Origin of the sequence: Alkalibacterium iburiense, assembly GCF_039521845.1 — a bacterium.
Classification (GTDB): domain Bacteria; phylum Bacillota; class Bacilli; order Lactobacillales; family Carnobacteriaceae_A; genus Alkalibacterium; species Alkalibacterium iburiense.
On record NZ_BAAACW010000057.1, the window covers coordinates 1 to 8,821 of the forward strand.

The 8,821-nt window shown below is 40.3% G+C and carries 6 protein-coding genes; 3 read left to right on the forward strand and 3 right to left on the reverse strand.

What is annotated here, in order from left to right; genetic code table 11:
* Nucleotides 1-190: 190 nt before the first annotated feature.
* Nucleotides 191-2,842 (forward strand): calcium-translocating P-type ATPase, PMCA-type, encoded by a 2,652-nt coding sequence (locus ABDZ53_RS04850; protein WP_343754463.1) that lies wholly within the window; start codon nt 191-193, stop codon nt 2,840-2,842.
* Between the two features lie 153 nt (nt 2,843-2,995).
* Here ABDZ53_RS04850 and ABDZ53_RS04855 read toward each other — a convergent pair whose 3' ends face one another.
* The 3 genes from ABDZ53_RS04855 to ABDZ53_RS04865 are packed head-to-tail and all read right to left on the reverse strand — an operon-like array spanning nt 2,996 to nt 4,650.
* Nucleotides 2,996-3,952: an NAD-dependent epimerase/dehydratase family protein gene (locus ABDZ53_RS04855; protein WP_343754464.1), complete on the reverse strand. Its 957-nt coding sequence runs from the start codon at nt 3,950-3,952 to the stop codon at nt 2,996-2,998.
* Nucleotides 3,953-3,964: 12 nt separating this feature from the next.
* Nucleotides 3,965-4,411, reverse strand: a complete 447-nt coding sequence (locus tag ABDZ53_RS04860; protein WP_343754465.1) for a DUF4385 domain-containing protein — start codon at nt 4,409-4,411, stop codon at nt 3,965-3,967.
* A gap of 53 nt (nt 4,412-4,464) precedes the next feature.
* The gene (locus tag ABDZ53_RS04865) at nt 4,465-4,650 is read right to left on the reverse strand and encodes a DivIVA domain-containing protein (RefSeq protein ID WP_343754466.1); all 186 of its coding nucleotides are present in this window, start codon (nt 4,648-4,650) and stop codon (nt 4,465-4,467) included.
* 165 nt (nt 4,651-4,815) lie between these two features.
* Between ABDZ53_RS04865 and ABDZ53_RS04870 the strand changes: the two genes are divergently transcribed.
* Together ABDZ53_RS04870 and glmS are read left to right on the forward strand one after the other, a co-directional pair.
* Complete coding sequence (locus ABDZ53_RS04870; RefSeq protein ID WP_343754467.1) at nt 4,816-6,714, forward strand: type I glutamate--ammonia ligase; 1,899 nt, start codon at nt 4,816-4,818, stop codon at nt 6,712-6,714.
* A gap of 194 nt (nt 6,715-6,908) precedes the next feature.
* Nucleotides 6,909-8,738 carry a glutamine--fructose-6-phosphate transaminase (isomerizing) gene (gene glmS, locus ABDZ53_RS04875; protein WP_343754468.1) on the forward strand — a complete coding sequence of 610 codons (1,830 nt, stop codon included), beginning with the start codon at nt 6,909-6,911 and terminating at the stop codon, nt 8,736-8,738.
* Nucleotides 8,739-8,821 lie beyond the last annotated feature (83 nt).

Sequence of the window (8,821 nt, forward strand, 5' to 3'; positions counted from 1 at the left end):
AGCCATTTTTAAAAGAAAATCAGCTGAATCAAATATCAAAAGCGGCATAATAATCGGTACCAAGTCAATGGTACCAAGTCAATGACACCAAGGGTCAAAGGCTATTTTTTAACTGCAAAACTTGAGTTTTATAACTTTAGTTCTCTAATTTATCGTTTTAGTTAAGAATCATTTAATAGGAGGAGATAAAATGGAGTATAAATCGAGGACGAAGGACGACATACTAAAGGAATGGAATGTGGATCTTGAAAAAGGTCTGTCTTCTGAGGAAGTCACCAAGCAACGTGAAAAATATGGCAGCAACGAGTTTGAGGAAGAGCAGAAAGCTTCTTTGTTGTCAAAAATTGCCGCCCAATTTAAAGAGGTGATGAATCTTATCCTGCTATTTGCCGGGTTCTTATCTCTTTATATTTCCTACTCTGACCCAGGTCATGGGTATTCTGAACCCATTGTCATTTTTATCATCATTTTCATCAATATTGCCCTCACTATTTATCAAGAAGGAAAAGCTGAAAATGCTCTGGAAGCTTTAAAAAGTATCTCTGCTCCTGAAACCAGAGTTCTACGTGATGGGAGAGAGCAGACTATTCCTTCAACTGATTTAGTTATGGGAGACATTGTTTTACTTCAAGCTGGAGAAGGGATCGGCGCGGATATTCGTTTATTAGAGGCCAATAATTTACAGACAGAAGAATCGTCTCTGACAGGTGAAAGTGTTCCAGTAGATAAAGACCCCAACGCTGAAGCGGACGAGGATGCCCAAGTGGGGGACGTTTCTCATACAGTCTTTTCAGGTACTTCTGTTACGAATGGGAATGCCAAAGGAGTCGTTATCGCCGTTGGTATGGAAAGCGAAATGGGTCAGATAGCCGGTTTGCTGTCTGGAGATGACAAAGAAAAAACACCCTTGCAAAATAGAATTGATGATTTAGCTAAACGTTTAGCGGTATTAGCAATGATTTCTGGTGTAATTATTTTTGTAGTCAACCTTCTAACGTCTGATCTATCTTTCTTAGATAATCTGATGCTTGCGGTTTCCTTAGCTGTTGCAGCCGTACCAGAGACTTTACCGGTCATTGTGACTCTAACTTTAGCTTACGGTGTTCAGAACATGGCTGAAAAACGAGCCATTATTCGTAACATTCCGGCTGTTGAAACGCTTGGAAGTGCCTCGGTGATTGCTTCAGACAAAACGGGGACATTGACACAAAATCAGATGTCTATTCAAAGACTTTGGGTTCCCAACTTTGAGCCGACAGACGCTGACCATGACTTTGATCACCACGAAGAGTGGATGCTTAAAATGATGGCTCTCTCTTCCAACGTCAAGCCCAGTGTCGATGAAGAAGGGAATTTAAAAGTCGAAGGAAATCCGACAGAAGCAGCTATTATTCGACTAGTTGAAGAAAAAGGCTGGTCAAAGGAAGACTTAGATCAAAAGTACAAACGGGTATACGAATTCCCTTTTGATTCAGAAACGAAACGCATGACCACTATTCATGAACATAATAACGGAAATTACATTGTTATATCTAAAGGAGCCTCAGAACGCATCTTTGAAAGTTCCGATATTCCTTCTGGGACCACTGTTGAAGAATATGAACGGATTCACGATGAATTTGCAGACGATGCGTTACGGGTCTTAAGTGTAGCGAGTAAAATCATAACAGAATTACCTGATGAAGAGGATATGGTACGAGAAGACCTTGAAAAAGGCATGGTTTATGCTGGAATGGTTGGGATGATAGACCCCCCAAGAGAAGAAAGTAAGCAGGCTGTCGCAGACGCTAAAAAAGCCGGCATCCGAACGATTATGATTACTGGTGATCATGCCGCTACGGCTACAGCCATTGCCAGAGATATTGGCATTGCGGATGAACAGACTAAAACCATTACCGGCACAGAATTACAGAAGCTCACGGACCAAGAATTAAATGACACGATTGAAGATTACGCTGTTTATGCACGCGTGTCCCCAGAAGACAAGATTAGAATTGTTAAAGCCTGGCAGGACAAAGGCGAAGTCGTTGCGATGACAGGAGACGGGGTCAATGACGCGCCCTCTCTCAACTCTGCTGATGTCGGAACAGCTATGGGAATAGCGGGAACGGAAGTAGCTAAAAATGCATCCGATATGGTATTAACAGATGACAACTTTGCCACTATCGTGCAAGCCGTTGAAGAAGGACGGCGGGTTTACGGTAACATTCGTAAAACTATTTACTTCTTGCTTTCAGCAAACGTGGCGGAAGTCCTGCTCATGCTGATCGTCACTATTTTGGGAGGCGGCATTCCTTTAGTTCCCATTCACATACTTTTTATTAACGTCATAGCAGACGGTATTCCTGGCTTCGGCTTAAGTCGTGAGCCGGCAGATGCTGATATCATGGACCAAGAGCCGATTGAACGAAATGAAAGTGTGTTTGCCAGAGGCGGCTACCGTATTATTGGAGTCGGCGCTGCCACCATGCTGATTATATCTTTAATTGCCTTTTATGTCGGACGATATGTTCAGCTAGGTAACATTGAGCCTTCCCTTGAAGTAGCTCAAACCATGACCTTTTTAACTCTAGCTTGGTCCTCTACTTTAAACATTTTTGTAGTCAGAAGCAGGCAGTCGATTTTTAAAGTAGGATTCTTATCCAATAAAACGATTTTCTGGACCACACTCTTTTCATTACTATTAACAGGAGTCATTGGAGCTGTTCCATTCTTAGCGGACATCTTTATGTTAGCTCCACTAAGTCCCATGCATTGGGCTATAGCTGTTGGCTTGTCCCTTATGATTTTCGTGACAGTTGAAGGAGACAAACTAATAATAGGCAGAACAGCTAACAAATAGATCATTATCTTATACAAGCAATGAGCGACATTCGCCCCTTTTTTCAAGTGGCGAATGTCGCTATCTTTTTGTTTAGAGGCATTAGGCGTTAATTTTGAGGCCCTAACACCGCTATTAAGAAGAAAAGAGAATGAAAGCATCCTAGTCTTCGCTTTATTTTCGCATGGAAATAACATTTCTATCTAAATAGCTTTGAATACTGGTTTCTACTACTTCCAGTGCGGTATATTTCGGTTGATAGCCAATTAACCGCTGAGCATTTTCGATACTATAGTACCCACTTCTAGCAATATGATAAAAGGAAACATCTGCTTGTCTTTCATCCTTTACATAGTCACACCATTTGTCCCATGAAAGGAAAGTAATCTTGGGCTCATGACCAAAAAAGCGATACATGGATTGGGCGTAGCCATATAAGGTCAATGATTCTGCTGAAACGGCATGGAAGTTTTCCCCCAGTGACTGATTCCGGTTAGACATCGCATCCACAAACTGCTGAGCTACATCCTCCGCATGCACCGGGTGTAAGGTCTCCATCCCATGATTAGGCAAACTGATTTCTTTTCCATCTGCTATATCTTGAAAAACCCCATCGTCCTTGAAGCCTAAAGGATTTATAATAGACCAGCCCGGTCCGCATATTTGGCCAGGACTAATCATAGTAGCTGGGAAATGATTCAGCCGATATTCTCGCTTTAGATATTTTTCACTCTCATATTTTTCTCTCCCGTACTCATCCAGCGGGTATTTTATGCCATTTGGATCAGCTGGAAGCTGTTCTGCTCGTCCGTGCGTCCAGATGGTTGAGCAGTATAGATAATGTGAAAGGTCTGTCTGTTTCAGTGCCTCCACCATCTCTTTGACTTCATCTAGCTTAAAGCAGATGAGATCGATAACCACATCCGCATTCAACTCAGCGATTTTTTGGTTGAAATTCGAATCATGTGTGCGGTCTAAATGAACGTGCTGAACCTTGTCCCATGTCCAGTCTTTAATATAGGGCTCACTTTCCCCTCGACTGACCGCAATGACCTCATGATTGTGTTTAACTAATTTGGGTATAAGATAGGAACCAATATGTCCGCTCCCACCTATTATAACGACCTTCATCGGCATTCTCCTTTAACCATAATTTTTTTGATGCTGTTTTTTTAATTTTAAATAATCCTCATCTTCTCGAACTAAAATCCATTTCTTTTCGAAAATAGCAGCTGATTCTGCTTTTACCGAATCGATTTCTCGTTCTTTCACTTCCCCATTCTCATCATACTTCCGTCCGCCTTTATAATTGGCGTAGCGACGAGCGCGGGTATAGCCCATCTGAAGAAACTTGCGTGACATATCCATACCGACAAAATCACCTTTTTTCTTATAGTCCAGGTACATGTCATAAATTTTTTCAGACGACTCTTTAGCAATTTCAGGGGTTTTAAAACGCCAATGAGGGAGAATTTCACTCTTGTAAGGCTCTACGAGCAGAACCCCTTGTTCTCCTCTCCCCACTCGGTAAAGCTCCGGTTTTTCTCGAAAATTAATGGAATCAAAATCTAAATCGTAATCAAAGGCCATCTCTATTCTCCTCTCAGCTCTTTTCATTATATCTAAGAGTTCTTATGTTAAAATTAGTATCCTCTCAACTCTTTTACTTCAGCTTTGAGCCGTTCAATTTCCCTTTCATACCCCGCATAATCTTCTACAACTTTATCCAGAAACACATCCACATCTTGCATATGATACCCTTTAAACGAGCGTCGAAAAGTAACACCCAGCACATCTTCTACTGAATAATTCCGTTCATTCTTTTTCAACCCTTGTCCTCCTACTCGATTAGTTAATTTAAGTTTAGCTGAGGACAGAAACAAAAGCAATTTTAAGACAGGAATGGTTTCCATAGACATTACCCACAAATTTTTTATTGACGTCAGAAATAATAATCTGTAAAATTAAAAAATCTTAATAGAAAGGAACATGCTATGAAAAAGAAGAGATTATATGTCATTGATACTGACAATCATGAGGCATCGTCTTTACGACAGATTTTGGAGAAACATCCTGAGATTCACTTTGTATCCTTAGCTGGTGTCGATTTAGTTGGTCACGAAACGGAGGAAAAAATACCGATTCGTCTATTTATGGAAGATATGGATACTTTCTTAAATGGAATAGCCATACAAACGGATGGGTCTTCTGTTTATCTCCCGACCATTGCGACCCTAGACAATGCGAAAATTGATATGAAGGTCGATGTAGATCGGAATTGGTTTGTAGATTACAATGACGAATACCGGGATGATGAGACGGATTTACCTGTCGGAACACTGAAAATCCCCTGTTTTCTATTCCATGATGGGCTACCGGTCGATTCAAGACACGCCTTATTAAACGCAACGACTTACTTTGCTGAAGAATCAAAAAGCTTAATGGCAAACAGTCCGTCCTTTAATAAACAGTTTGGCTTTAGCGCTGAATCGATTGAAAAAATAACGATTACAGCTGCTACAGAGCTTGAATTTTGGGCGATGACTCCAGAAAACCATCGGGATACTTTAGAGCTGGCGACTTCCCAGGAATTACATGAGCAATACTGGGCTAGCACACGTGGCTCTGTTCGTACCGCACTAGAACAAACACTTGATTTAATGGAAATGTATGGTTTAGGACCAGAAATGGGTCATAAAGAAGTGGGTGGAGTGAAGGCAAAACTAAGCGGAAATGGGTCATTGACCGGTGTCATGGAACAGCTGGAAGTCGACTGGAAATATTCTGATGCTTTACAAGCCGCTGATAATGAAATGCTGGTTAAGCGCATTATAAAAGAGCAATTCAGAAGTAACGGAATGGAAGTGACTTTTTTAGCTAAACCAATTGACGGAGTAGCTGGAAGCGGAGAACATACGCATATCAGTGTCCTTGCACAAACACAATCTGGGGAGAAAATAAATGTCTTAAACCCTAACGAAAAGTCTTATCTCAGCTCATTTGGCTACGGTGCATTAATGGGTATACTGAAAAATTACGAAGTGATTAATCCTTTTATCACCTCTTCAAATGAGGCCTTCAAACGATTAAAAAAAGGTTTTGAAGCACCTATCTGTACAGTAACGTCATTAGGGCGAACTGTTGACACCCCTTCTAGAAACCGCAGTGTGCTAATTGGTTTGATTCGTGATGAAAAGAATCCATTTGCCACTCGCTTTGAATTGCGTTCACCTAATCCGCATACCAATACGTATTTATGCTTAACTTCTTTACTCTTAGGTATGTTAGACGGGATTAACTACGCATTAACAAGTGGTCAATCAGAAGAACAGTTATTAGCTGAACTATCTAAGAAACCTGGAGATGAAGCAGTCTACCTCGAAGAAGGAAGAAGCTACAGAAGTGAAAAAGATGTGTTTGATGATTATTCGGATGAAGAAAGAGTAGACTATTTCGGCTTCGTTCCGTCAACTGTTTTTGAAAACATCCATTCTTTCGATCTCTATCCCGATAAAGCACAAACCTTACTCAAAGGAAATGTTTTAACAAAGGAATTGCTTAACAGTTATAAAGCTGCTTCCATTAACAAATGGGTAACCGAGCTCGAACATCGTATCATTCCAAATGTGTTGAAGGATATATCAGACATGAAGGCTTTGCATCATACCCTTACGGCTTCAGAGCTAGATAGGAATCGTTGGTCTGATATAGATAAATTAAGAAAAGAAGTAGCTAAAGATACACTGAAACAAACAAGTGTGTTTACTCAGATAGGCCAGGCTATTCAAGAAGAGAACTTACACATGGTGTCTAATTTGCAAAAAGAAATGGAGGCGAAATTAAAAGAGCTAAAAAGTCTTTACCGTCTTTACAAGAATAATATGATAGATTAACACGTGTGGAGTGACAATTAAATAAAAGCGCCAGAACCAAATAGGTTGACGAGGATTGGGGTTATCGAAAATTTCGGCGGATGCTCCAAGGGCTTCACAGTCCAAGAATTCTACAAAAGTTAGAAGTAATTCTATAACAAACAAGAATTCACGTGATGTCACTCTCTATTTTATAGAATAAGGAGAGTTTATTTATGTGTGGAATTGTCGGCTATATTGGCCAGAAAGAGGCGTCTCGTATCATTTTAGAGGGGCTTGAAAAATTAGAATACAGAGGTTATGACTCCTCAGGAATGGCTACCGTTCATCAGAATAGTTTACTAACCAGAAAGTTTAAAGGACGTTTAACAGAATTAATACAGAACATTGATGAAAAGCCCCTTTTCGGTCAGACTGGTATCGGTCATACAAGGTGGGCTACTCATGGGGAACCATCAGATATTAACTCCCATCCCCATACAAACAACCAAAACACTCTTGCCGTCGTGCATAATGGGATTATAGAAAATTATTTGCCTTTAAAGAATGACTTAATCGAAGAAGGCTATACATTTGTATCCGAAACAGATACGGAAGTCATTTCTCATTTAATCGATTATTACTATACAGGTGACTTGTTAAGCGCCGTGCAAGCCGCCACTCAACGGTTAAAAGGAGCTTATGCTTTAGCTATTACTTCAAGTCTTCATCCGGACGAGTTAATTGCCGTTCGTTACGAAAGTCCATTGATATTAGGCATAGGAGAAGACGAGTATTACATTGCATCCGATATTCCTGCCTTTTTATCCCGTACTAGAAAGGTCATTTACCTGGAAAATGGTGACACAGTGAGATTGACGAATGAAGGCTATGAGATTTTTGATAGCTCTCATCTGATTGCACATAGAGACATCCAGGAAGTGAAATGGGATGTAGACAGTGCAACGAAAGAAGGCTACGACCACTTTATGCTGAAAGAAATTTACCAGCAACCGGAAGCAGTCAGGAATACCTTGAATCGTCGTCTTGATGAAAACGGAGAGGTTTATTTAGAAGGAGTTCACTTGACTAAAGAGATGATTGAATCTTTTAACAAGATCTATATCGTCGCTTGTGGTACTGCTTATCATGCTGGTTTAATAGGCAAATCAGTGTTAGAAAAAGCGCTCAAAATTACTGTAATAGCTGACGTTGCTTCAGAATTCCGATACAATGACAACCTTATCGATGAACAGACATTGGTCATTGTCGTGAGCCAATCTGGAGAAACAGCTGATACTCTAGCCTCTTTAAGAGAAGCTAAAGCGAAAGGAGCCCGTATTCTATCTATCACCAATGTTGTTGGCAGTGCAGTCGCAAGAGAGTCGGATGACTTGTTATACACTTGGGCCGGTCCTGAAATAGCAGTGGCTTCAACCAAAGCTTATACCACCCAGTTAATTGCCTTTTATATGCTCGCACTTTATTTCGGTAAATTGAAAGGAAGCTTAGATGCTCACTCTTACAAAGAACACGTTATCGAACTTCAATCTATAGATGACAGCATTGAGGACACCATTAGTCAAAGTATGGAAATCGCAAAAGAGATTGCGGAAGAAATAAAAGAAGCTCCTTCCCTTTTTTACTTAGGAAGAGGATTAGATTACTATACAGCACTGGAAGCTTCCTTAAAACTTAAAGAACTGTCTTATATCCATGCGGAAGCTTTTGCAGCTGGGGAGTTGAAACACGGAACCATTGCCTTAATTGAAGAGGGAACACCTGTGATTACTCTTGCCACTCAAGATGATATTTATGAAAAAACCGTCTCCAATATTAAGTCAGTTAAAGCTAGAGGGGCCTATGCTATTGGGATCACAACTCACAAGCATAAAGATATGGAACAAGTCTGTGATAAAGTGATTTATATCAACACAACCACCTCCACTTATATGCCTTTGATCTCAGTTATTTTAACTCAGCTCATTGCTTATTATACTTCTATAGCTAAAGGAAATGACGTGGATAAACCACGTAATCTAGCTAAATCCGTAACCGTTGAATAATTTGAATAAAAGAAAGGGACTGGGAAATAACTAGTCCAAAATAAATAAATCGCAATGAAATCAGTCATTTTTCCGACGATTTC